Here is a 26206-nt window from a genome sequence, read left to right as displayed (position 1 = left end):
GCGCACCGGTCCGCGAACGGCGCGGAGCGGCCCCCGCCGGGGGTGCCGCTCCGCGCCGTTCCCGTTCCCGCCCGGGCGGTGGCCCGCGCCGGGGGTGCCGTCAGTACCGGCCGCCGCCTCCGCCGCCGCCCCCGCCGGGCCCCGGCCGGTGGTCCAGGCCGCCGCTGACGTCGATCGCGTACTCCTCGGAGTTCCCGTAGTTCCGGGACATCTGGAGCGTCCGGTCCGCGGTCTGGTCGAACGCCGTGGGCAGCGCGTTGCCGTACTCGTCCAGCGAGTCGATCATCGGCGTGAGGTTCTTGGTGAGCGCGTCGGAGATGTCGTCGCCCGACCCCCAGATCGACCCCAGGGACATGCGCGCCGTCCGCAGCTGGGAGAAGGCCTCGCGCAGGAGGCGGCCCGGCTCGCGCAGCTCCTGCGCGGCGCGCGCCATCTCTTCGGGGAGCACTGTCAGGTTGTCGTTGGACATCGGCATTCCTTCCCGTGCGGGGGCGCGGTCCCGCCTGGCCGGCACCGCATGCGTCCCCCCTGTCACGTTGTACTGCGGTCCGGTGACGGGAACACGTGCTGCCGTCGACCCCGGGGTGTACACGGGGGGACGCGTGCGTCAGGAGCCGGAGGAGGGGCTGAGCGCGTCGGAGAAGAGGGAGTTCAGCTCCTCCTGCCGGGTCGGCGGGACGCTCCCGCCGCCGGCCGCCGGCTCCGTCTCCTCGGCGGCCGGGGTGTGCGGCACCGCGGGCGGGCCGGGGGGCGACTCGACGGGTCCCCCCTCCCCGCCGTGGACGGTGTCCTCCACCGGGGGGAGCCCGGTGGACACGCCCTCCTCGGACCCGGGGGCCTCCTGCGCCGTCTCGGTGGGCGGCGGCGCGGCCCCCTCCGGGACGACCTCTGCGTGCAGGGCCCACCCCCGGCCCCAGCGTTCGAAGGACAGGACCCGCAGGGCGGTCCCCCGGGCGAGGATGATCTCGCGCTCGCCGGGGTGCAGGCTCCGGTCGCCCACCCACAGGCCCCGCGTGCCCGGCGGCAGCGACAGGCGGATGATGTCGGTCGGGGCGCCGCCGGACGCGCTGGGGCGGGTGCCCAGGGAGACGGACGTGAAGCCCGGCGCGGTGAAGGTCCGGCCGACCAGCGACGCGGGGTCTTCTGTGCCGCCGGGGGCCAGGTGGTCGAAGCCGAACACGCCCCGCACCGCCTCCACCCCCTCCGGGAGGCTCGGGTCGGTGGCCCGGTCCAGGCGGTCGATGATGTCCAGGACCTCCCGTGCGTCGGGGTAGGACCCCCGCCCCCTCTTGTCGGGGAGCGTCTCCGCGATCCGCCCGGCGGGTCCGGCGTCGTGGCGGAGGTTCTCCAGGGCGGCCTCGGGGTAGCGCGACTCGACGACGCTCCGGACGACCTCCGCCTGCTCCGGGGTGAGGCTTCCGCCGTCCAGGAGGTGCGGCAGCGAGGACAGGACGGGCCACCGGCCGTTGTCGATCTCGTAGAGGAGCCAGCCGGGGCTGGTGCGGCTCTTCTCCCGGAGCCGGTCGAGCTCGGCCTGGACCGTCGCCTCGTCGAGGTTCGGGAGGCGGGAGAACTCGGCGATCCAGCCGTCGGCCGTGTAGGCGTCGACGTACCTCTGCGTCGCCCGCGGCTGCGAGTCGTAGGTGTTGCCGTTGAAGCCGGGGTCGTGCAGGAGGTCGCCGTAGGGGACGATGTCCGCCTCGGAGGGGAACCGGAGGACCCCGTCCGAGCCGCGCCGGCCCAGGCCGTGCTCGCGCGGGGCGGGAGGCGCCGGCTCCTCCGCCGGCTCCGTGCCGTCTTCGGTGCGGCTGCGAACGGCGGTGTCCTCGGGGGCGGGCTCCTCGGTCCGGCGGGTGGGGGGATCGGGCGGGGGAGCGGGAAGGCGGCTCCCCTCCCCGCCGGTCCCGCCGCCCTCCTCCGTGACCGGGACGGTCGGTTTCGGCGCGGGCGGTGCCGGGACCTCGCTCTCGCTCGACTCCTCCGCCCCGGCGTCCTCCTCCGTCACGGTGACGGTGTGCTCGGACGTGAGTGGCGCCGGGGTCTCGATGCCGGTGGGGGTCTCGCTCCCGTCGACCTCTTCGACGCCCTCGGTGGCGGTGGTGGTGACCACGGGCTTCGGCGCCGGTGGCGCGGGGACCTCGCCCTCACCCGATTCCTCGGCCCCGGTGTCCTCTGCGGCGGTGACGGTGTGCTCGGACGTGAGTGGAGTGGGGGTCTCGACGCCGGTGTCCTCTTCGGTGGCGGTGACCACGGGCGCGGGCGGCGCCGGGGTCTCCTCCTCCACGGGTGTGGCGGTCTCGGCGTCCTCCTCCGTGGTGGTCACGGTGCGCTCGGGTGCGGGCGGAGGCGGGGTCTCCTCCGCGGGCGTGGTGGCCTCGACTCCCTCTTCGGTGGTGGTGACCACGGGCTTCGGCGCCGGCGGTGCCGGGACCTCGCCCTCTCCCGACTCCTCTGCCCCGGTGTCCCCCTCCGTCGCGGTGACCGGCGGCTCCGGGTCCAGCGGAGTGAACCCGTCCCCGGCGGACGCCTCCGTGCCGGTCCGCTCCCGTACCGGGCCGGACTCCGTGGAGGCGGGCGCGGGCGGGGGGAGGGGCGGCAGCGGTGCGCGCACCGGGGCGACGCGGGGGATACCCGGCGGGGTGGCGTTGTAGAGGTCGACCTCCTCGTCCTGCAACGGCACCGGGTTCTCCGTGCGCAGCGCCGGGGTCATCAGGTGCTCGGCGCGCGGGGCGGGCGCGGGGCGACCGCGGTCGAAGACGAAGAAGTCGTCGTCGGAGTCGACGCCGCGCAGGCCGTGGAACCCGTACTCCCCGTACTCCCCGTACTCCCGGTCCTCCCTGAAGACCGGGCCCCTCGGCTCCGCCTCCGTGTCCGACTCCGCGTCGGAGTCCGGGAACCGGAACCGCACGGTCTTCGGCGGCCGGATGTCCCTGGGAGCGGCCGGCTCCTCCCCGGGGGCCTTCTCCACGGACGTCTCCCCGACGGGCCCGCGGCTCCCCTCGCCCTCCTCGGTGATCACCGTCGGCGGGGTGAGCCCCGTCGTCTCCGCCGGGGCCGGGGGAGCCCCCTCCACCGGCGCCACCCGGGTGCCCTCGGTCCCGGTCACCACGGGCGCCGCCCTGCGCGCGTTGTGCTCGCGCAGGTCGCGCATGGCGTCGACCATGTCGCGCATCGCCCGGTTCCGGGCCTCCTCCAGTTCGCGGTACCGGCCGTCCCGCTCCCGGTAGTCCAGGCGCGTCGTGTCGCCCGCGTTGTCGGTGTCCACCTCGTTCACGAACTCGAACAGCTCGCCGCGCGCCTTGAGGTAGGCGGCGTCGGCCTTGGTGAAGGCCGCCTCGGCCTCGGAGTACCGGGTGATGACCGGCGCGTCGGTGTCCAGCCCCCAGGCGCGCGCCCGGTCCTCGTCGATCCACCGCACCACGGAGGAGTCGGTCTGGCTCCCCACGGGGCCGCTGTCCCCGCCGGAGTCCTCCGCCCACACCAGCCACCGGGCGGGCACGCGCACCAGGAACATCCGCTTGGTCCCGGGCCCCTCGGCCACCGCGCCCTCGCGCTGGCCGGAGGACACCCCGTCCTTGGCGCCGCTCAGCGCCGCGTTGTCGGCGTCGAGGTTCTCCCGGAGGCGGTCCGCCGGGCGCGCGGTCTCCGTGACCTGGCCGCCCAGGCCGGCGTTCTGCGCCCGGCTCTCCGAGGTGTTCTGCGACCGGCGGGTGCCCTCCTGGTCGGAGTCGCGGGCGCGGCTCTCGCCGCTGACCCCCTCGATCACGGCGCGGTCCGTGTCGACCAGCGCCCGGGTCCTGACCACCGTGTCGCCGAACTCGGCGATCGTCACGGCGTCCTCCGTGGCGTCGGGCGTCAGGGACAGCAGCAGCATCTCCTGCTTGCGGGCGGTGATCCCCGCGGCCCGCTCGATGTCGGTGATCTTGCGGTCCAGGTGCCGGGCCGCGTCCTGGACCTCGGCGGCGTCCAGGCGCCCGGGGCCGCCGGTGCGCTCCCACCCGTCCAGCAGCGCCGCGTTGACCACCGCGGCGTCGAGCACCTCGCGCCCGTCCTTCTCGATCGCCAGCGGGACGTTCTCGATCCCCGCCTCGCCGTCCTGGAACCCGCGGCCGTCCCGCCCGCGGTTGACCGCCGCCCAGTCGTCCTCGTAGCTCCCCTCGTCGGTGCGCGTGAAGCTCGCGGGCCGGTAGCGCGTCCCGGGCGGCTCGGTGTCCGCGCCGCGGCCCAGCGTCTCCAGGTAGGGGAGCGGGTGGACGGACTGCGCCTCCCCGTCCACGACCGAGGCGTTGAAGACCTGGTCGCCGATCCGCAGGCTCGCGTCCACCCGGGTCGGCGTCGTGACCACGGCGTAGGGCGTGAACACGACCCGCTCCTGGGTCTCCTCGCGGGCGCGGTTCTCCGCGGACGCGTCCTCCACCAGCTTCTGGCGGCGGTAGCCGGGGGTGCCGCCGGCGCTGATCGCGCCGACCTGGCGGCCCGTCGCCGGGTCCTCCCGGTTGCCGATCGGCCCCAGCAGGTCGACGCCGCCGCCCGCGCCGTACCCGCGGAAGGAGCTCTCCGACTCCGACTCCGAGGTCACCTTGACGTTGCGGTCGACGAACTCCATCCGCCCGCCGATCTGCTCGACGGTCGACGGCATCGGGAAGAGCCCCAGGTCCAGGGTCGCCACCCGCGACCGGTCCTTGATGCGCGGGGTCCACTCCGAGGACTCCCACCGCGTGTCGGTGGGCACCACGCGCACCTCCACGCCCGACAGGTTGGCCATCCCGCGGTTGAGGTGGGAGGTGACCGTCTGGACGAGGTCCTCCCGCGAGTGCGTGGTCAGCTCCCAGCCGCCCCGCCGCAGCCGCTGCTCCAGCTGGGAGATGAGGCCGGGCACGTGCACGGGCCGGGTGTCGTAGCCCTTCCCGTGCAGGTCGGGCTTGAGCTCCAGCCGGCGGTGCGGGCCCTGCGGCGGCGGGTGGGCCCCCTTGGTCACCCGCCCGTCCGGGCCCCAGGTCAGCTGATCGTCGACCAGGCCCTGCGCGAACACCCACAGCGCGGGGACCATCGTCTTCTGGGCGTCGCGCACCTGCGCCGTCCACGCCGAGTAGTCCCCGGCCCCGGGCGAGCGCGGCACGGAGAACAGGAAGTCGAAGTCCTTCTTGTGCTCGGTGGCCTGGAGGATGACCCCGTGGGTCACGAACTCGAACGTGGAGCCGGTGAACTTGACCTCCCGCCTGGTGCGGAAGGTCACCGAGGACGACTCGCCGCGCCCGTGCCCGTAGGGGGTGTACCGCAACTCCACGCCCGGCTGGACGATGGGCCCGGCGGACCCGCGCGGGGCCTGCTCGGGGGTGGCGGCGGTGGGCTGCGAGCTGAAGACCCCCCGCGCGGTCAGGGCCGTGCTGAAGACGGACTCCCGGGACGTGCCGAAGCCGTAGGAGATCTCCTTGACCTGGTTGGGCTCCATCACCGCGAACTCGCGCAGCAGCGCGGAGGCGACGTGGGTGGGGATGTACCAGGTCGCCGTGGTCGGCCGGGTGCGCCACGGGGCGATGCCGTCGTCGAGTTGTACCCGGAACCGGGAGCCGCCGTCCCGCTGGAGCCCCGGCGAGGCCGCCAGCGACTGCGGCGAGGTGTTGCCGGCGATGATCGCCGCCGCGCCCTCCCGGGAGGACGCCGCGCGGGAGAACGCCCAGTGGTCGCGGTCCAGGCCCGAGTAGGTGAGCGTGGTGACGGTGACGACCCCGGAGTCGCGCCGCAGGAGGGCCGGGTTGAAGGCCTGGACGCTGGAGAACGTCTGCGACAGGCGCCGCGCCCGGTCCGTCGGCTCGATCCGCAGTTCCGGCTCCGGAGTGCGGGTGTCGCGGCCGACCGCGGTGTCGGTGGTGCGCCCGACCGGCGGCGCCCCCTCGGTGCCCTCCGGCGGGGGCGTCCCCTCGGTGGTGCCCTCCGGCGGCGGCGCGCCCTCCACCGCGGTCTCGGCGTCCTCGGCCACCTCCGTGATGGTCTCCAGCCGCGCCGGGGGTGAGGACGGCGGCGTCCGCAGGGGGAGGTTCTCGGGGAGGAAGGCCGAGGCGCCGTTGTCGAACAGCCGCTTCGCCTGGGAGGAGGGCAGCTTCCGGGGCGGGGCGGGCGGCTGCTCGGGCGGCGCGTCGAGCGCGAAGCGCCGCCCGTTGCGCGGCGTGTGCAGCTCCGCCCGGGCCCGCGGCGGGTCCGGAAGGCCCTCGCCGTCGCCGAACAGCTCCCGCCCCATGCCCGTCCGCGAGGGCGCGTCCCACCGGGCGGAGCGCGGCACCAGGGAGTCGTCGGGCCCCATCCATGCCGAGAACCGCAGGTCGGCGAAGAGCACCCGGCTGCCGCTCTTGTCCTTGACGTTGGTCTCGGCCGTCGCCGAGACGCCGTACTCGCTCTGCTTCCTGGTCCGGAACTCGTTGGCGGCGCGGAAGTGGACGCCGCCGCCCTGGTTGGGCGCGCCGAAGGAGTCGACGCCCGAGGAGACGCCGCGCAGGGTCACGCCGGTCCGGCCCTCCGCGGTGACCGACGTGATCTTGTCCGACTTGCGGTTGATGTTCGAGGAGGAACCGGTGGTGCTGCCGGTGTGCGAGGTGTCGAGGGGGTCGGCGGCCTCGGAGTAGCCGAGCACCTCGACCCGCGGCCACACCGAGATGTGGTCCGGCACGGTGAACCTGCGCTCGCGCACCTCGTTGCCGAACGGCAGGAACTTCGTCTCCACCAGCTTGATCTCCACCTGGCCCGACAGCCAGGCGTCGCGGTCGGCCCGGAAGTCGGAGGAGTTGATCCGCGCCAGCACCGTCTCGGTGTTCAGCTCGGCGGTCCTGCGGTTGCGCCGGTGGTTCCAGCCCGCGTGTGGGTTCTCGGGCGCCGGCGTGCCGGGGACGGCCAGGTGCGGCAGCACCAGGCCGGGGTAGTCCCGGTCGATCTGGGTCAGCACCTGGTGCGCGAAGTCCCGGAAGAAGGACTGCGGCAGCCCCCCGTCCTCCTCCCGCATCTCGGAGCCGTCCTCGTGCGTCACGTCGCGGACCAGCGCGTCGCCGAAGTGGGTCGGCCCGCCCTCGCGGTCCAGGAACGGGTCCCCCGTCCGCTCCACCTCCGCCGTCTCGGGGGGATCGCCGTCCAGGCGCCGCACGTCGTCGGCCGTGACCGCCTCCAGGCCGGAGGCGTCGAAGTACGTGGGCTCGGCGTCGCCGTCCAGCCACACGGCGATCGTCCGCCGGGTCCGGTACACGGCCGTGTCCGTGCTGTGGAACAGGTGGGCGTCCCAGGAGTTGTCCGAGCGCCCCCGGCCCTTGGCCCACACGCGCTGGAAGCGCGCCTCGAAGTAGGGCGCGTCCACCCGGACCGCGTCGCCGGGCACGCGGGTGACCACGCCGCCCGACACCGCCACGAAGAAGCCCTTGAGCCGGTTGGCGAGCACCGAGGCGCCGCGGGCGTAGCGGTCGGTGAACTTCATGTTGAAGTCCTTGGGAGCCTCCGGGACCAGCTCCATGGAGGTCGGCGGCGCCCAGATGGTGAGCAGCCGCGTCCCGCCCTTGGCGTCGGGGATGCGCACGGTGCGCGGCTCGTCGGTCATGGTGGGCAGCTGGGTCATGACGATGTCGTCGGCGAACACCTCCAGGACGCCGCGCCGGTCCATCTCGCGCCGGACGGCGCGCGACCCCGACTTGGGGTGGGTCGCCACCTTGGGCTCGCCGCTGCCGGGCCGGGGGCGGTGCAGCACGGTGCGGGTGTTGGAGCCCTCGCCGGGCGCCTCGAAGCCGAGGCGGTCGGAGATCCAGGAGTTGAGGCCGGTGGGGGTCTCGGCCGGGTCCCGGTCCCGCGGCTTCCACGGGGTGAGCAGGTCGCGCCACCGGGAGCGGCCCTCCCGCGGGGCGCCCCGGTCGGGGGCGGTCCGCTCCGAGCCGGTGTCGGTCCCGGAGTCGGGGGTCTCCACGCGGCGGGTGATGGCGTCGATCGAGATCGGGTGGGAGTTGGCCAGGTAGCCGCCGTAGCGGCGGGGGGCCTCCTCGTCGCCGACCGGGTCCCCGGTGCGGTCGGGCGGACCGCCCCCGGTGCCGGTGCCCTCCTCCCCGGTCGTGGCCTCGGCGGCGGGCGGGGGCAGGAAGGGGTCGGTGAACGTGATCCGCTCGGGCAGGTCGTCGCGCCGCCGCAGCCCGCCCATGAGGACGAGTTCCACCCCGCCCTCGATCGGGGCCCGGGACGGCGTCGGGCCCAGGTCCACGCCCTCGGCGCGGGCCCGCGGAGTGTCCGCCGCGGGGGGAGGCGGCGGCCTGTCCGGGGACCACTCGGCGGTCAGCTCGGTGGTGTAGGCCGTCCCCTCACCGGTCATCTCCGTGGTGAGGGTCTGGGTGTGGCCGGTGTCGCCGGACTGCTGCTGCACGGCGGAGCCGCCGAAGGCCGACGCTCGGAAGCCCGCGGCCGGGGCGGGGAGGCCGTCGACGCCCAGGAGGTTGGCCTGGAAGGCGACGACCGGGCGGCGGGCGGAGCCGACCATGCCCGACTCGCCGCGCGAGCTCTGGGTCTGCGTGTCGTGCAGTCCCTTGTACTTGGCCTTCTCGGCGCCCCCGCGGTCCCGGCCCCCCGTGTGCCAGTCGTCGGTGGAGCGCAGCCGCAGCGTGTACGCCGTGCCGTCGGCGGAGGTCGCGGTGACCCCGTCGCGGGAGAAGAAGTCCCGGGGGTCGGACTCCAACTTGCGCCGCAGCGGGGCGCGCACGTCAGCTGGCAGGTCGGCGCGCGTGTCCAGGACCGCGTCCGGGTCCACGCGGACGCCGTACGACTCGATCCACCGCGAGTCGATCAGGTAGTTGAGCCGGACCGGGCCGGGGGCGCCCTCCGGCTCGGGGGGTCCGGAGAGCGGGTCGGGCGGCGGCGGGAGGGGTGTGACGGCCTCCTCGCCGGGCGGCGGCGGGGGAGGCGGCGGCGTCGACCGCGAACCCTCCTCCCCGGGCGGGGGCGGCTCCTCGGGTGCCTTTCTCCTGGGGGTCTCCTCCTTGGGGGCCTTCTCCTCGGGCGGGGGTGGCGGGGTCTCGGTGCCCTCGGTGCCGGTCTCCTCGGCGGCCTTCTTCTCAGGCGCCTTTTCTTCGGGGGCCTTCTCCTCGGGGGGAGGAGGGGGCACCTCGGAAGTCTTCCCGACGGTCTCCTCGCCGGGCGGCGGTGCGAGCGGGTCCTCGGAGGACTCCTCCTCGACAGGAGGCGGCGGCGTTGCGGCCTTCTTCTCGGGGGTCTTCTCCGGGGTCTCCTCGGCGGGCGGGGGCGGCGGTGCGAGCGGGTCGGTGACGGTCTCCTCCCCGCCTTCCTCACCGGGCGGCGGGGGCGGAAGGCTCTCGGTCCTCCCGGTCCGGACCTCCTCGGACGGCGTGGTCCTGGGGTCGCGGAACTCCCCGCCGGTCTCCTCGGCGGGCGGGGACGCGAGCGGGTCGGTGACGGTCTCCTCCCCGCCTTCCTCACCGGGCGGCGGGGCGGGGGTGAGGGTCTCCTCGGTGACGGGCTCCTTCGGGGGCCGCCGGTCGCGGTCCTCGCGCCCACGGCGCTCGTCCGAGGGCTTGCGGGCGTCCTTGTCGGTAGGCGCGGGGGTGCGCTTGTCCGCGTCCTCCTCCCGCGGGGGCGCGGGCGGGGGAGGCGGCGGCGGGCCCGGGTCCTCGGGGGTGAGCCCGTCGTCGGTCTTCTCGGCGTCCGACGTGCTCTCCAGGCGCGGGGGCCGCCCCTCGTCCCCCGGGACGGTCGCGGGCCGGACCGTCCCGTCGGAGGAGGTCGACTCGACCGGCGGCGTCAGCGAGCGGAAGAAGGCGTCCAGGTCGGTCTCGCCCCCGCGCCGCTCCGGTGGGCCCGAGCCCCCCTCGCCCGGCGGAAGCGGCGTAAGGCCGCCGCTCTCGTGGACCTCCGGGTCGCCCTGCCCGGTGCGGAACACCCCGTCCTCCCGCGCGGCTCCGGAGCGCACGCCGTTGTCCGCGCCCCCGTCCTCGGCCCGCGGGGACGGCTGCTCGGTCCGGCCGCCGGGGAGGGGACCGCGCCCGCCTCCCCGGTGGGCCGAGGTGTCCCGTGAACCCTGCGCCTCTCCGGCGGGCGGGGACTGCACGGCCGGGGGAGCGACCTGGTGCACCGGGGTCTCGGAGACGGCGGGGCCGTGTTCGGCGACCTCCTCCACGCCGAGGAACCCGTCCTCGGCCACGGTGCGCCGCCCGTCCCTGGTGGAGCCGTCGAGCCCCTCCTCCCCGTTCCGGGGCACGGTGGGGGCCACGGTGACGCCGGTCTCGCCTTCGGTGACGGTGCGCTCGCGAACGACGTTCTGGTCGTCCGTGGTGTTCCGCCCCTCCTCCCCGGCGGGCGGGGGCGGGAGCCGGGTCCCGTCGTCCCGGCCCGTCTCGTTCGTGCGTTCACCGCCGCCGGTGTCCTGTTCGGCGGGCGGGACCGGGAGCGGCGTCTCGGCCTCGTCGCCGGTCTCGCCGGTGCGTTCGGTGACGGTGGTGTTCTGTTCGCCTTCCCCACCGGGCGGGGTGAGCGTGGTCTCGGCCCCGCCGTCCTCGCCGGTGGGGACGGTGTTCTGCCCGCCCTGTTCGCCCTGTTCAGCGGGCGGCGGAGGAGAGAGCGGGTTCTCGTTGTCCTCGCCCGTCTCGTTCGTGCGTTCGTCGCCGCCGGTGTTCTGTTCGGCGGGTGGGACCGGGGCCGGCGTCTCGGCCTCGTCGCCGGTCTCGCCGCCGCGTTCGGTGACGGTGGTGTCCTGCTCGCCCTGCTCCGCGGGCGGGGACGGCAGCGGGCTCTCGGCCTCGTCCCCGGTCTCGTCCGTGCGCTCGTCGCCACCGGTGAGGCCGTTGTTCTGCTCGGCGGACGGCGGGGCGAGCGGGTTCTCGCCGTTGCGGCCGACGTTCCCGGAACCGCCCGTGCGGTCGCCGCCCCCGGAGCGCGTGTCGTTCTGGCCCCCGGACTCGGCGGGGGCGGGCGGCGGAGTGAACCGCCCGCCGGACTCGGTGCCGCCGGAGCTCTCGGTGCGCGGCACGTTCCGCTCCCCGCCGGCCTGCGCCGGGGGACCGGAACGCTCCCCGTTCGACTCCGTGCGCTCGCGCGGGCCCGCCGCGGCCTCCTCCCCGGGCCGGCCGCGTCCGCCCTCACCGTCCTCGCTCCGCCGCCCGTCGAGCGCCGACCACTCCTCCGACGGGGCGATCGTCGACACGTCGTCGCCGTCGTCGTCCCCGTACTCGGACCTGAACTCCGACCCGAACTCGGATCCGAGGTCGAACGACATGTCGTCGCCGCCCCCGCCCCGCAGCCGCAGGACCGGCCCCTCCTCGTTGCCGAACCCGTTGCCGCCGAAGCCGTTCCCGCCGAAGCCGCCGCCGTTCCCCCGGCCCGGGGCGAACGGCTGGTCGCGGCCGTCCCCGCCGCCGTCCGGGACCGGACCGCGCGTGCCGGACCCGTCCGGGTCCGGCAGGTCCACGGGGGTGTTGTTGAGCGCGTGCAGGTCGCTGAGGGAGTCGATGGCCTTGAGCCCGCCGGCCACGGACAGGTCGTGCACGACCGAGGTGGCGGCCCCGGCCACCGCGGACATCCCCGACGCCTTCCACTCCTGCTCGGGGGAGAAGATCAGGTTGGTCAGGCCCTCGCCCATGTAGCCCTCGAACGCGCCGGAGCCCGCACCGATGCCCAGGGCGGTGAGCCGGTCCCGCCACCGGTTCCCGAACTCCGCCACCGTGTCGGCGAAGGCGCGCGGGACGTCCCGCGCCAGGTGGTCCCGGGTGCTCTGCGGCAGCGGAGCACCGCCCAGCACGTCGTCGAGCGCCGAGGTCGCGCGCGGGGTGTTCCAGTTCCGCAGCAGGGTCTCGGCGTAGTCGCGGCCCAGCTGCCGGGCGGCGCCCTCCCCCAGCTCGTCGCGGAAGTGGCGGGCGAACACGTCCCCGGCCCCGTCGATGAACCGCTCGCCGTGCCCGATGCCCCTGCTCGCGGTGTTGGGCCGCTGCGCCGGGCTCAGGAACTCGTTGGAGTTGCGGGCGAACAGCGTCACCAGGTCCTTGTCGAACTCCGGCGTGATGCTCCCGGGCGGACGCGGGGCCGGGGGCGGTGGCCCGCCGCCCGGGGGAGGCCCCGGCGGGCCGTTCGGCGGACCCGGCGGGTCGGGCGCGCCCTCGCGCACGGGCGGCGGGTCCAGGGGGCCGGGGTCGGGCGTGCGGGGGGTGGGCGTGGGCAGGGTCTCGGGGATGTCCCGCAGCGGCGGCGGGTCCGGGGTCGGCTCGGGCCCGCGCCCGACGGGGCCGGGCGGCGGCTCGGGGACGATGTCGCGCACGGGCGGCGGGACGACCGGGTCGGGGAGGTTGTCGCCGAACAGCTTCGCCAACTGCTTGTTGAGGAACAGGTCCGCGCCGAAGGACAGGCCGGCGCTGAGCAGGCCCTCCACGAACGCGCCCGCGGCGGCCATCCGGGTGAGTTCCTTGTCCCACTCGTCCCGGTTGCCCTGGTCCATCTGGATGCGCTGGATGAGCAGGTCCATGGTGACGCCGAACAGCTGGGCCACGAACAGGTGGCTCAGCAGGTTCCACACCAGCCAGTTGAGGATGCGGCGGATCGCCTGGCTGCGGATGAACCTGAACATCGAGATCCACGCCAGCGAGGCCCCGAACGTGAACTTCGCCGTCGCGATCGCCCAGGCGATCTCCAGGGCCAGCTGGATGAGCTGGCCGATGATCATCCACTTGGCGTACTCGACCTGGTTGGCGGACTCCTTGGCGTACTTCTGGATGTCCGCGGCCAGCTGCGCGGCCTCGCCGACGTAGTCGCGCTGCCCGGCGGTGAACTGGGCGAGGGAGTTCTCGAAGTACTCGGTGGTGCGCCCGTCGAACGTCGACTGCACCTTGCGGCGCAGCACCACGATCAGCTCGGGCAGCTCGGTGGCCAGGATGTACTCGACCGTGGAGTACATGTCGGAGACGTCCCGCAGCCGGTCCTCGTCCACGTCCGGCCACTTGGTGCCGGTGAGGCCGTAGAAGAGGTTGGCCAGTTCGTCGGGGATCTCCATCCCCATGCGCGCGCTCCCGCCCGTCTCATCCCTGTGCCGGTCGCCGGTCGCCGGAGCCCACGAGAACCGGCGAACGCGACGATCCTAGGATGATCCGGGCACTCGGGAACGGGGTTCGCGCGGTCCTTTCCGAACTGTTCGCCCGCCCGTCACCGCGGGCGCACCCCGCGCTGTCCCCCTGGCCGCCTGCTCCGGGCGGACGGGGTCCGCGCGTCCGCCGGGTCCCCGGATCGGCGCGTCCCTGAGGCCGAGGGGTCCCCGGACCGGCGCGCCCCGGACCGCCGGGACTCCGGATCGGCGCCGTGCGCCGCCGGGCCCTCCGACCGTCCCGGCTCCGTGGCCTCCACCCGTCCCGGCCCCGCCCCCTCCGCCCCGCCACCCCTGGGACCGGCCCCGTGACACGGAGGTGACAGGGCGTTCAGCCGGAGTATCCCCGCAGGCCACCCCGGTCGGGCAGGATGTTCGCCCCCTCCCCTGTTTTTCCGTGAAAGCGAGCACCCGTGCCCTCTCCCACCGCCCCCGAGGAGACAGGACGGGCGCGGCCCGTCGAGGTCGGCACCGGCGGGCACCGGCCCGGCATCGACGGGCTGCGCGCCGTGGCCGTGCTCCTGGTGGCCGCCTACCACATCTGGCTCGGCCGGGTCTCCGGCGGCGTCGACGTGTTCCTCATGCTCACGGGCCTGCTCGTCACCTCCTCCCTGCTGCGCGCCGCCACCGGCGGCGGCATCCGCTACGGCGCCTTCCTCGCCCGGCTGGCCGCCCGGCTCCTGCCGACCGCGGCCCTGGTCGTCCTGTTCACCCTCGCCGGGACGTGGCTGTTCCTGCCGCAGACGCAGTGGCGGGAGGCGCCCGGGGGAGCGGTGGCGGCCCTGCTCGGCCACACCAACTGGCGCCTGGCCCTGGACTCGGTGGACTACCTGGCCCGTGACGGCGTCCCCGACCCCTTCCAGCACTTCTGGTCGCTGGCCGTGCAGTGGCAGTTCTACCTGGTGTGGCCCGCCCTGGTCGCGGGCGCGGTCCTGCTCGCCCGCCGCGCGGGGCGCGATCCGCGGCGCCCGCTGCTGTGGGTGCTGGCCGCGGTCTTCGCGCTCTCCCTCGCCTACTCGGTCGTCGTGACCCGGGTGAACCAGCCCTGGGCCTACTTCGACACCGGCGCCCGGGTCTGGGAGCCGGCACTCGGCGGCCTGGTGGCCCTGCTGCTGCCGCTGCTGAACCCGGGGCGCCGGACCCGCCTGGCCCTGGGCTGGGCGGGGCTGGCCGCCCTGGTGCTGTGCGGGGTATTGCTCCAGGTGTCCACGGCCTTCCCCGGCTTCGCGGCGCTGTGGCCCACCCTGGCCGCCGCGGCCGTCATCGCCGCGGCCTCGCCCGCCGGAGGGGCGGTGGGCGCCGACCGGCTGCTCTCCTCCCGGCCGCTGCGCTACCTGGGCTCGATCTCCTACGCCCTGTACCTGTGGCACTGGCCGGTCCTCGTCTTCTACCTGGCCGCCACCGGCCGCGAGCTGGCCACCCCGCAGGGCGGCGCGGCCGTCCTGGCGGTGTCGGTGCTGGCCGCCGCCGCGACCACCCCGCTCGCCGACCGGCTCGCCGCCCGCGGGCGCGGGGCGGGGCGCAGGGCGGTGCTGCGCGGCACCGCCGTGGCGGTGGCCTTCCTCCTGCCGACCCTGGGCGCGGCCGGTGCCTGGGCGGGTGTCCAGAACGCCGAACGTGCCCGCTGGGACGCCCTGCTCGCCGACGGCACCAGCTACCCCGGCGCGGCCGTCTCCGACGGGGCCGCCGCCGCACCGGGCACGCCCGTCTACCCGCCGGTGTCGCTGGCGGCCGAGGACGCCCCCGCCACCTACGCCGACGGCTGCAACCAGACGACCATGGACTCCGAGGTCCTGGTCTGCGAGTACGGGTCCCCCGACCCCGAGCGCACGGTGGCGCTGGTGGGCGGCTCGCACGCCGCCCACTGGTTCCCGGCCCTGGATGTGATCGCGGTCGAGAACGACTGGCGCCTCGTCAACATCGTCAAGGGCGCCTGCCTGTTCACCGACGCCCCGCAGGTCTACAAGGGCGAGTCCTACACCTCCTGCGCGGAGTGGAACCGCGGGGTGATGGAGGAGCTGGAGCGGCTGCGGCCCGACACCGTCTTCACCACCGGGACCACCACCAGCCTGGACGCCTCTGCCGGCTTCGGCGAGGAGCAGGTGGTGGACGGCTACACGGACCGCTGGCGCGAACTGGGGGAGTGGGGCATCGAGGTCGTCGCGGTGCGCGACACCCCCCGGTTCGGGTTCGACGTGCCCGGCTGCCTGGCCGGGGCCGACCCGGCCGACACCGGCGCCTGCACCACCGGGCCGGAGAGGTCCCTGGCACCGGTCTCCCCGCTGGAGGAGGCCGCCCTGCCCGCCAACGTCACGGCCCTGGACCTCACCGACCTGTTCTGCGAGCCGGACGTGTGCCGCCCGGTGATCGGCAACGTCCTCGTCTACTGGGACGCCAGCCACATCGGCGCCACCTTCATGCGCACCCTCGCCCCCGAACTCGAACGCCGCTGGACCCTCGCCGAGCGCCGCTGACGGCGAGCCCGCGGCGGCGGGTGAACGTTCACCGAACGCCCGGCGGCCCGGATGCGGCCGAGCCCCCGGAACACGCAGAAGAGCCCACTTGTATTACCGGATCCCACGAGGCTTCAAACCTCGGCTATCTGTCCAAAACAGGACAGGAAGAAGTTCCCGGCGCTCACGTGCTCAAAGGGGCACGGTACGCCCCGGAACCCGATTTCTGTGACCTGCGTCACTATTCCTTTGTTCACTTTCGGTCGCTAATGTCTCGTTCCGTCCCAGGACGACCACCACCAGTCGCGCCCCATGGCGCCGCGCCCCCGCTCGGTGATCCCCCAGCCCCGGGACAAGGAAGAGCCCTGCCATGCCCCGCCGTGCTCGGGCGTGGGGTGCCGCGATGCTGGCCCCCGTGCTCCTGCTCCCCGTCCTGTCCACCCCCGCCCACGCGGAGCAGGGACCGGACTCCGACACCCCGGCCGTCTCCACCACCGGGCTGATCGACGACCGGACGGCCCTCACCCTGGCCGCCGAGACCGGCGACCCGGTCGAGATCACCGCGGCCACCACCGAGACCACCCGGCACCTGGCCAACCCCGACGGCAGCTTCACCATGGAGCAGAACGCCCTCCCGGTGCGGGTCCGCGACGAGGACGGCTGGGCCCCCGTCGACACCGACCTGGTGGCCGGTGCCGACGGCGCCCTGCGCCCCAGGGCCGCGGTCGCCGACCTCGTCTTCTCCGGCGGCGGCGACCAAGACCTGGTGAGCATCGGACTGGGCTCCAAAGAGGTCTCCCTGGGCTGGCACGAGCAACTCCCCGCACCCGTCGTCGACGGCGCCCAGGCCACCTACCCCGACGTGCTGCCCGACGTGGACCTCGTCCTGACCACGGGCGTGGACGGCTTCGGCCAGGTCCTCGTCGTGCACACCCCCGAGGCCGCCGAGCACCCCGAGCTGGCGGAGCTGGAACTGGCCCTGTCCACCCGGGGCGTCACCGTCCACCAGGGCCGGAACGGCAACCTCGACGCCCTGGGCGACCGGGGCGGCGAGAGCGTGTTCACCGCCGTGGCCCCGGCCATGTGGGACTCCACCGGCGTCGAGCTGACCGGCGAGGACCCGACCCTGATGGCGCCCGCCTCGGCCCGCACCGCGCTCCTGGGCGTGGACGTCACCCCCGACGCCATCCGCCTGGTCCCCGACCGCGCCCTGCTCACCGACGAGGGCACCGAGTACCCCGTGTACATCGACCCCTCGGTCGCGGTCAGCCGGCACAGCCGCGCCTACGTCGACGCCAAGTACCCCAACCAGTCGTACTGGAACTACCCGACCTCGCACGACCCCGGCGTGGGCTACGAGCCCCAGGACGGCACCACCAAGCGCGCCTTCTGGCGGTTCTCCGTCGACTCGCGCACCAGGAACGCGACCGTCACCCGGGCCACCTTCCGCGCCAAGGTCACCCACGCCTACGGCTGCGGCAACGCCCAAGTCCAGCTGTGGCGTACCGACGCCATCACCTCCTCCACCGACTGGAACTCCCAGACCTCCGCCTGGCGCACTCGACTGGATACCAGGACCGTCAACGCCGGACGCTCCACCTGCCCGGGCGGGGCCTCGCCCACCGTCGAGTTCAACGCCACCGCCGGGTACGTGTGGAGCCGCGACGCCGGGAACCAGACCACCACCCTGGGCCTGCGCGGCAACGAGACCAGGTCCTCGGGCAACCACGACTGGCGGCGCTTCGCCTCCAACCCCACCCTCCAGGTCGACTACAACAACCCGCCCGAGGTGCCCGTCCAGATCTCGGACTCCCACGGCGGCGGCTGCACCACCAACTCCGCCACCCCGCGGATGATCAACGAGACCCGCCCGACCTTCACCGCCTACGTCCGCGACCGCGACTCCACCTCCGCCGGCCGCCAGAAGGTCAAGGCCCAGTTCGCCTGGTCCGTCGGCGGATCCCAGGTCGGCAGCGTGGACAGCCCGGCCACCGACGTCGCCGTCTGGAACTCCGGCTCCTTCCGCTCGGCGCGCGCCACCGCGCTGCCCGAGGACGTGCTGATCGCCTACCGGGTCCGCGCCCACGACGGCACCTCGTGGTCGGGCTGGTCCCCGTACTGCTACCTGAAGGTCAACACCTCCCGCCCGGACGAGGGCCCGGAGGTAACCTCCGCCGACTATCCGACCGGCGACGCGTTCCACGGCTCCCCGGGGCTGCCGGGCGAGTTCACCTTCACCAACAACGGGGTGGAGACGGCCTCGGAGTACCACTACGGGTTCAACGACGACTCCTGCACCACCAAGGTCACCCCGTCGGCGCAGGGCGGATCGGTCACGGTGACCCTCACCCCGAGGCAGGAGGGGCCCAACTGGATCTACGCCCGCACGGTGGACGCCTTCGGCAACTCCTCCGACTGCGTGCTGGTGTACTCGTTCCTGGTGGCGCCGCCCAGTGACCCGGTGGCGCACATCGGTTTCGACGAGGGACAGGGGAACCGCGCAGCCGACACCATCGACCCCGACCGCGGCGCCACCCTCTCCAACGGCGTCGACTGGGTGCGCGGACGCGTGGGCACCACCGAGAACCCCGACACGAACCCGTCTCCGCGTATGACCGGCACCGCCGTGCACACCAGCGGCTACACCGACGGCGACCCGGGTCCCTACGACCAGATCAACGCCGACTATCCAGCCGTGGACACCTCCGGGACGTTCTCGGTGTCGGTGTGGGTCAAGCTGGACCGTGCCCACGCCCACCACACCGCTGTTGCGCAGGAGGGCACCCAGCAGAGCGCCTTTCATCTCGGCTACCAGGGCAACACCGGCCAGTGGGTGTTCAAGATGTCCCCGGAGGACGAGCACTGGGACGGTTCACGCCCCTGGGCCACCGTCCTGTCTACGGAACCCGCCGAGATCGGGGTGTGGACCCACCTGGTGGGCACCTATCACGAGGTCACCCGCAAACTCACCCTGTACGTCGACGGCGTCGAGCAGGGTGAGGCCACCCACACCGGAGGCTGGAACGCCACCGGGCCGCTGACCGTGGGCCGGGGCCTGTTCCAGGGCATCGGCAACTACTACTGGCCAGGTTCCATCGACGACGTCCGGGTGTGGAACCGCATGGTCTACGACCAGGCCGTCTCCGACGGCGAGTTCGAGACCGAGGTCTGGCGTCTGGCCAACCGCCCCGTCGCCCCGCAAGGGCGCTGGGCTCTGGACGAGTACGACGGGACCCAGGTCGCCGACTCCACCGACCACGGCCTGGACGCCACCCTGTACGGTGACCCGCTCACCGCGTGGAACCTCGCAGAGAACGGAACCACCGGCTCACCCGGCGTACGGCTCGGCGGACAGGGCGAGCACATCGAGACGTCCGGACCCGCTCTGCGCACCGACCGCAGCTTCAGCGTCGCCTCCTGGGTGCGCCTGGACGAGACCGGACAGGGTGTGGACGCCACCGCGGTCAGCCAGTCCGGCCAGTACCAGAGTGCCTTCCACCTGGGCTACCAGGGCTCCAATAGCGGGTGGACCTTCAAGTTCTCCCCCCATGACGACTCACCCACCACCGGCTCGGAGGGGTGGAGCCGCATCTATTCGTCCACCCCGGCCCGACTGGGGGAGTGGACACACCTGGTGGGCGTCTATGACCACACTCGCCAGGAGATGGTCCTGTACGTCAACGGCCTCGAAGAGGCTCGGGGGAGTGTCGACCACGCCTGGCAGGCCGAAGGCGGGCTGAGGATCGGCGGTGCCCAACGGCAAGGAGTGAACGACCACTACCACTGGACCGGCGACATGGACGACGTTCACACCTATCAAGGCGTCCTGAATGAACGGGACATGACACGGGTGTACACGGGCGAGTTCCCAGAACTCTGACCCCGTCACCGGCCTTACCCCCCACCCCCTTCGTGACCGTCCCCCGCGCCCACGAGCGCGGGGGACACAGAGGAAACGGACAACGCTGTGACCCCGCACGGTGACTCCCCCGCCCGCCCCGGTCGGATCCGCAAGGGCCTGACCTACACCACCGCCCTGGTCGTGGTGGCCGGTCTGCTCAACGCCCTCCCGGCCTCCGCCGTGGCGTACAACCCCCGCCCCGAGGTCGAGGGCGTCGCCTCGGTGGAGGGCTCGGACCTGGTCTCGGAGGCCATCGCGCAGGATGACGCCGTGGCCGAGGCCGCGATCACGAAGCCGGAGAAGGTCGACTGGCCCGAGGGTGCTTCGGTGGATGTCGACCTGGCGGGGGACCGTGCGCGCACGTTCGCCGTCCAGGAGGACTCGCCGGTCACGGTCACCGCCCTGACGGGGGAGGAGTTCACCGACTGGGAGGTTCCCGAGCACTGGGAGGAGTTCGCACCCGAACCTGAGGCGGAGCCCGAGGAAGAGGCGGAGCCGGAGCCCACCGCACCGGACACTGAGGACGGCGAGGGGGACCGCACCGAGCCCGACACCGACTCACCGGTCTGGGGTGAAGACGGTGACGGTGACGCGGAGCCGTCCCCGAGCGCGGAATCCTCGCCCACGCGTGAGGAGAACCGCCGCGAGCCCACGGGGCCGGGGGAGTCCGAGCCCGTTCTCGACCCGACCCTGGACCCCGAGCCGGTCGAGGCTGTCCAGGTCGAGGTCCTGGACCGTGAGGTTGCCCAGGACGCCGGGGTCAACGGCCTGCTGGTGCACGTCACCCGCACCGACGACTCCGCCTCCCTGGCCCCGGTCCGGATGGATGTCGACTACTCCGACTTCGCCGCCGCCTTCGGCGGTGACTACGCCTCCCGCCTGCACGTCGTCGAACTCGACCCCTGCGTGCTCGACGACTCCTGCACCACCGCCGACACCGTCGTCTTCGACTCTCCCGAGCTCCTCGACAACGACCTCGGAGACCAGAACCTGTCCGCGGTGGTCACCGCAGCACCCGCCCAGGGCGCCCTGTTCGCCCTGGCCGCCGCCCCGGCGGGCGGCAACGGCGACTACGGCGCCACCCAGCTCTCGGCGTCCTCGACCTGGAACGTCAACGCCCAAGCCGGCGACTTCTCCTGGTCCTACGGTCTGAACGTGCCCCCGGCCCCCAGCCAGCTCGCCCCCTCCCTCGGCCTGAGCTACTCCTCGGGCGGTGTCGACGGCCGCATCACCACCTCCAACAACCAGACCTCCTGGATCGGCGACGGCTTCGCCTACGCCCCCGGCTCGATCGAGCGCCGCTACGCCGCCTGCTCGGACTCCGGTCACGACACCGGCGACCTGTGCTGGAACACCGACAACGTCACCCTGTCGATGAGCGGCCACTCCGGCGCCCTCATCAAGCACTCCGACGGCAGCTACCGGCTCTCCAACGACGACGGCACCAAGGTCGAGCGCCTCACCGGCGCCACCAACGGCGCCCACCAGGGCGAGTACTGGAAGGTGACCACACCCGACGGCACCCAGTACTTCTTCGGCCGCAACCGGCTGCCCGGCTGGGCCGGCGGCGACCCCGAGACCAGGTCGGCGCAGACCATGCCGGTCTACTCACCCGAGTCCGGCCAGCCCTGCTACGACTCCACGTTCGCCGACTCCTGGTGCCAGCAGGCCTACAAGTGGAACCTCGACTACGTCGTCGACGTGCACGGCAACGTCATGACGTACTACTACAACGCCGAGACCAACCACTACGGCCGCAACCTCACCGGAACCGCCACCCCGTACATGCGCGCCGCCAACATCGCCCGCATCGAGTACGGGCTGCGCAGCGGCGACGTGTACGCCACCGCCCCGGCCCGGGTGGTGTTCTCCAGCTCCGAGCGCTGCCTTCCCACCTCCTCGTTCGACTGCGCCGCCGACGAGCGGACCTCCGGTGATGCGGAGCACTGGCCCGACGTTCCCCTGGACCTGGACTGCAAGACGGGCACCTCCTGCACCGGGCGGCACACGCCTACCTTCTGGTCCACCAAGAAGCTGGACGCGGTCACCACCCAGATCCGCCAGGGAGGCGAGTACACCAAGGTCGACACCTGGGCGTTCGACCACTCCTTTCCCGAGGCCGGGGACGGCACCGGGCCCACCCTGTGGCTGGACTCCATCGAGCACACCGGCCACGTGGGCGGCACCGAGACCCTGCCCAAGGTGACGTTCGCGGGCACCCAGATGCCCAACCGCGTCGACTCGCCGAGCGACGACATCGCACCGATGCTGCGCTGGCGCATCACCTCGATCTACAGCGAGACCGGCGGCCAGCTGGACGTCACCTACTCTGATCCGGAGTGCGAACCGGGTCAGACGCCGCAGCCCCACAACAACACCAAGCGGTGTTACCCGGTCAAGTGGACCCCCGAAGGCGGGGTCGAGTTGACCGACTGGTTCCACAAGTACGTCGTCACCCAGATCAACGAACTCGACCTGGTCTCCGACCAGCCCGCGATGACCACCACCTACGACTACGTGGGCGCCCCGGCCTGGCGGTACACCGAGGCAGACGGGATGGTCAAGGACAAGTACCGGACCTGGGGGGACTGGCGCGGATACGACCGGGTCATCGTCCGCACCGGGCGCGGTGAGGATCCCGTCACCGAGGCCGAGTACCTGTACTTCCAGGGCATGGACGGCGACAAACTGCCCAACGGCACGCGCAGCGCCTCGGTGACCGACTCCCGCGGCGTTACCCATGCGGACCACAAAGAGCTCAACGGAACGCTGCGCGAGGTCATCGTCCGCGACGGAGTCGACGGTGAGGTGGTCTCCCGGGAGATCAGCACACCGTGGCTGAGGAAGACCGCGGAGGTCACCCACTCCTGGGGTTCGCAGTCCGCCCACATGATCCGGACCGAGCAGGCGATCACGTTCAGCCGCAAGTCCGACGGCACCTGGTTCCAGACCCGCGTCGACAACACCATCAACGACCAAGGATTGACCACCCGGGTCAGGAACCACGGCGACGTCGACGTCGCCGGCGACGAGAAATGCGTCAACACCACCTACGTCAGCAACACCGACAAGTGGATCCTCAACCTGGTCTCGCGCACCGAGACCCTGGGCGTGGACTGCACAGCGACTCCTCAGCGGCCCGCCGATGTCATCACTGACGAACGCGTCTCCTACGACGGTGGAGCCCACGGGGCCACTCCGACCCGGGGCCTGCCCACGCGCACAGAAAAACTCGACTCCTACGAGGGTGGTGCACCGGTCTACCAGACCGTGTCCCAAGCGGCCTTCGACACCCGCGGCAACACGGTCTCCCAGACCGACGCCGACGGCGGGGTGACCACCACCGACTACACCTTCACCGCCGCGGGCCTGCCCTCCGGGTCCACCGAGACCAACTCCCTCGGGCACACCACGACCACCCTTGTCGACCCCGCGCGCGGCGTCCCCCTGGCGGAGACCGACGCCAACGGCCGCACCATGAACATGGGCTACGACCCGCTGGGCCGGCTCACCTCCGTGTGGCTGCCCGACCGGCGTCGGGACGTCGACACTCCCACCGCCAAGTTCGAATACCACATCCGCCAGGACGCACCGACCTCGATCGTCACCCACACCCTCAACGCCCAGGGCGGGTACACCACGGGCTACGAGATCTTCGACGCGTTCCTGCGCCCCCGGCAGACCCAGTCCCCGTCGGTCAACGGCGGACGCCTGGTCACCGACACCTTTCACGACAGCATCGGCCAGGTCATCAAGAGCCGAGCGGCCTATTACAACGAGGCCGACCCCTCTGACACCCTGCTCGTCGTCGCCAACGACGCCCACATCCCCCGGCAGAGCGAAACCGTCTACGACGGCGTCGGGCGCGCCACCGATGTTCTCTTCGTCGCCTTCGGCGAGGAGCGCTGGCGCACCGTCACCGAGGAGCACTCCGACCTCATCAAGGTCACCCCGGCCGAGGGCGGCGTGCCCACCACCTCGCTCCACGACGCCCACGGCCGCCTGGTCGAGGCACGCACCCACCACGGAGCCACCCCGACCGGCGCCTATGACGCCATCACCTACACCTACGACCACGCCGACCGGCTGGAGACGGTCACCGATCCCGAGGGCAACACCTGGACCAACACCTACGACCTGCGCGGACGCCTGGTGGAAACCGACGACCCCCTCGCCGGCACCACCACGATGACCTACAACCGGCTCGACCAGTTGGCCACCAAGACCGACGCCCGCGGAGAAACGCTGGCCTACGTCTACGACTCGGTCGGACGCCAGACCGAGCTGCGCGACGACAACACCGAGGGCGCGCTGCGGGCCTCGTGGGTGTACGACACCCTTGCCAAGGGCCACCCGACCTCGTCCACCCGCTACGTGGACGGGAACGCCTACACCAACCGCGTTGTCACCTACGACACGTTCTACCGGCCCCTCACCACCGAGGTACTCATCCCCTCGGCCGAGGCCGGGCTGGCGGGACGCTACCGGTTCTCCACCCAGTACAACCTCGACGGCAGCATCCGCGGCACCACCATGCCCGCCGCCGGGGGCCTGGGCCAGGAGACCGTCGCCTACTCCTACAACGACCTCGGCCTGCCCACCCACATGGCAGGGTTCTCCGACTACGTCACCGCCACCAACTACAACCAGCTCGGGGAACTGCGCCAGTACACCCTGGACATGGACGTGTCGGGCACCCACGCCACCTACGCGACCCGCTATTACGACCAGGCCACCGGGCGCCTCCAGAACAGCACCCTCATCCCCGAACTCGGGGTGAGCGGATCGCTCGTCAATCGGCACTACGCCTACGACGACGCGGGCAACGTCCTCAACCTGCGCAACGAGCCCACAGCCGACCACCTCCAGCCGGACGTGCAGTGCTTCGACTACGACCACATGCGGCGCATGACCGACGTGTGGACGCCCGACGCCACTGGTGAGAATGCCTGCCAAACGGCTCCGTCCGAAGACGGTCTGGGCGGGGCGTCCCCGTACTGGCACTCCTACACCTATGACACCCTGGGCAACCGCACCACCGAGACCCGCCACGACGCGGTCGGCGACACGGTGCGCAACTACAGCCACGGTGACACGGCGGGGCTGCGCCCGCAGGCGCTGACCCAGGTGGAGGAGTCCGGTCCGGCGGGGACGGGGTTGGAGAGCTACGGCTACGACGCCTCGGGCAATATGACCCAGCGGACCACGGCGTCCCGTGACCAGGAGCTGGAGTGGGACGCCGAGGGCAAGCTGGAGTCGGTGACCGAAGAGGACGGGTCGGTCACCTCCTACGTCTATGACGCCGACGGCGGAAGGTTGATCCGGCACGCCCCGGACGCCTCCACCCTGTACCTGTCGGGTATGGAGCTGCGGTTGGACAAGACCTCGCTGCTCAAGGAGGCCACTCGGTTCTATGGCTTCGCAGGTGAAGGGGTGGCGGTCCGCAACAACGACGGCACCCTGTCCTGGATCAGCTCCGACACCCACGGCACCGGTCAGGTCGCGGTCAACGCCCGCACGGGCGAGGAGACGCACCGGTACATGACGGTGTTCGGCGAGGACCGGATGGCGCAAGGCGACTGGCCCTCGGATAGGGGTTTCGTCGGCGGCACCATCGACGAGTCGACCGGTCTCACCCAGGTGGGGGCCAGAGCTTACGACCCATCACTGGGACGGTTCATCTCGGTGGACCCGGTCATGGACGTGACCGACCACCAGCAGATGCACGGCTATATCTACGCCAACAACAACCCGGCCACCTACAACGACTCCAGCGGTCTGAAGTGGGAGCTGCACGTCGATATCGCCCCCGGCAAGACGCACGTCTACACCGGTGCCAAGCGCAACGGCAAGAGGTACTGGCTCAACCAGAACACGGGTACCGCCTACCGGTACACGGGCGGGCGCGTGGTCACCCAGCAGTGGTACACGCCTACGGTCCGCCCGCCCAACCCGCGCCACGAGGCGTATCGGGCCGAGTACCACGCGATGCAGGAGAAGATCGAGGCTGAGAAGAAGCTGGTCAAGGCCGCGACGGCATTGGCGGAGCTGGTCGCCGACGAGCTGGGGATCACCGCGGGCTTGGAATGCTTCACCACAGGTGACCTGGGCGCCTGCGGGGAAACGGCGTTCAACATCGCGACGATGTTCGTCGGGGGCCTGGCCGGAAAGATCGCGATCAAGTACGGCCTGAGATGGGGTAAAGCGGCCGAGCTCGGCCGCAAGATCGCTGATCTCGGCGGCGAACTCATCAAGGGTGTCCAGGGCTTGGTGAGTGCTAACAAGAAGCTCGACAACATCACCATCCCTGATGCTCCTGTTCTCAGACGACCGAGCGGCGGTGGGGAAGGCTGTAACAGCTTCGTGCCGGGCACCCACGTGGTGATGGCCGATGGGTCGACCAAGCCGATCGAGGAGGTCGAGACCGGCGACGAGGTGTTGGCCACCGATCCGGAGACGGGTGAGCAGTCGGCTCGCACGGTGGTGGCGACGATCGTGGGTTCGGGTGCCAAGATGTTGGTGGAGATCACCATCGACCCGACCACCGAACGCGACGCTCCCGAGGATGAGACCGTTTCCGCGGGTGTGGTCGAGGTCGACGCCGAGGATGCGGGTATCCCGGGTCCGGTGGCGGCCGGGGATGTGGTCATCGCGACTGATGAACACCCCTTCTGGGTCCCCGACTTGAAGGCGTGGGTCGACGCGATCGACCTGGCCCCGGGCATGTGGTTGCAGACCTCTGCCGGCACCTGGGTCCAG

General features: G+C 72.7%; 5 protein-coding genes. 3 read left to right on the top strand and 2 right to left on the bottom strand.

From position 1 onward, the window contains the following. Nucleotides 1-100 precede the first annotated feature (100 nt). Nucleotides 101-469, bottom strand: a complete 369-nt coding sequence (locus tag BUE45_RS28520; protein ID WP_073384020.1) for a hypothetical protein — start codon at nt 467-469, stop codon at nt 101-103. Between the two features lie 138 nt (nt 470-607). Then, nucleotides 608-13012: a WXG100-like domain-containing protein gene (locus tag BUE45_RS28515; RefSeq protein WP_073384019.1), complete on the bottom strand. Its 12405-nt coding sequence runs from the start codon at nt 13010-13012 to the stop codon at nt 608-610. A gap of 494 nt (nt 13013-13506) precedes the next feature. Here BUE45_RS28515 and BUE45_RS28510 point away from each other — a divergent pair, with 494 nt between their 5' ends. The 3 genes from BUE45_RS28510 to BUE45_RS28500 form a co-directional block, all read left to right on the top strand. Continuing rightward, entirely contained in the window at nt 13507-15567 is a 2061-nt protein-coding gene (locus tag BUE45_RS28510; protein ID WP_073384018.1) for an acyltransferase family protein, read from the top strand. A gap of 349 nt (nt 15568-15916) precedes the next feature. Continuing rightward, nucleotides 15917-19426, top strand: coding sequence for a LamG-like jellyroll fold domain-containing protein (locus tag BUE45_RS28505; protein ID WP_073384017.1), 3510 nt, complete (start codon nt 15917-15919; stop codon nt 19424-19426). Nucleotides 19427-19513: 87 nt separating this feature from the next. Then, nucleotides 19514-26206 (top strand): RHS repeat-associated core domain-containing protein (locus BUE45_RS28500; RefSeq protein ID WP_073384016.1); only part of this gene is annotated, 6693 nt, incomplete at its 3' end.

This window comes from Nocardiopsis flavescens (genome assembly GCF_900141985.1).
Lineage (GTDB): Bacteria > Actinomycetota > Actinomycetes > Streptosporangiales > Streptosporangiaceae > Nocardiopsis > Nocardiopsis flavescens.
Note: the sequence above shows the minus strand (reverse complement) of the source record. Positions and strands in the feature narration are given on the sequence as shown.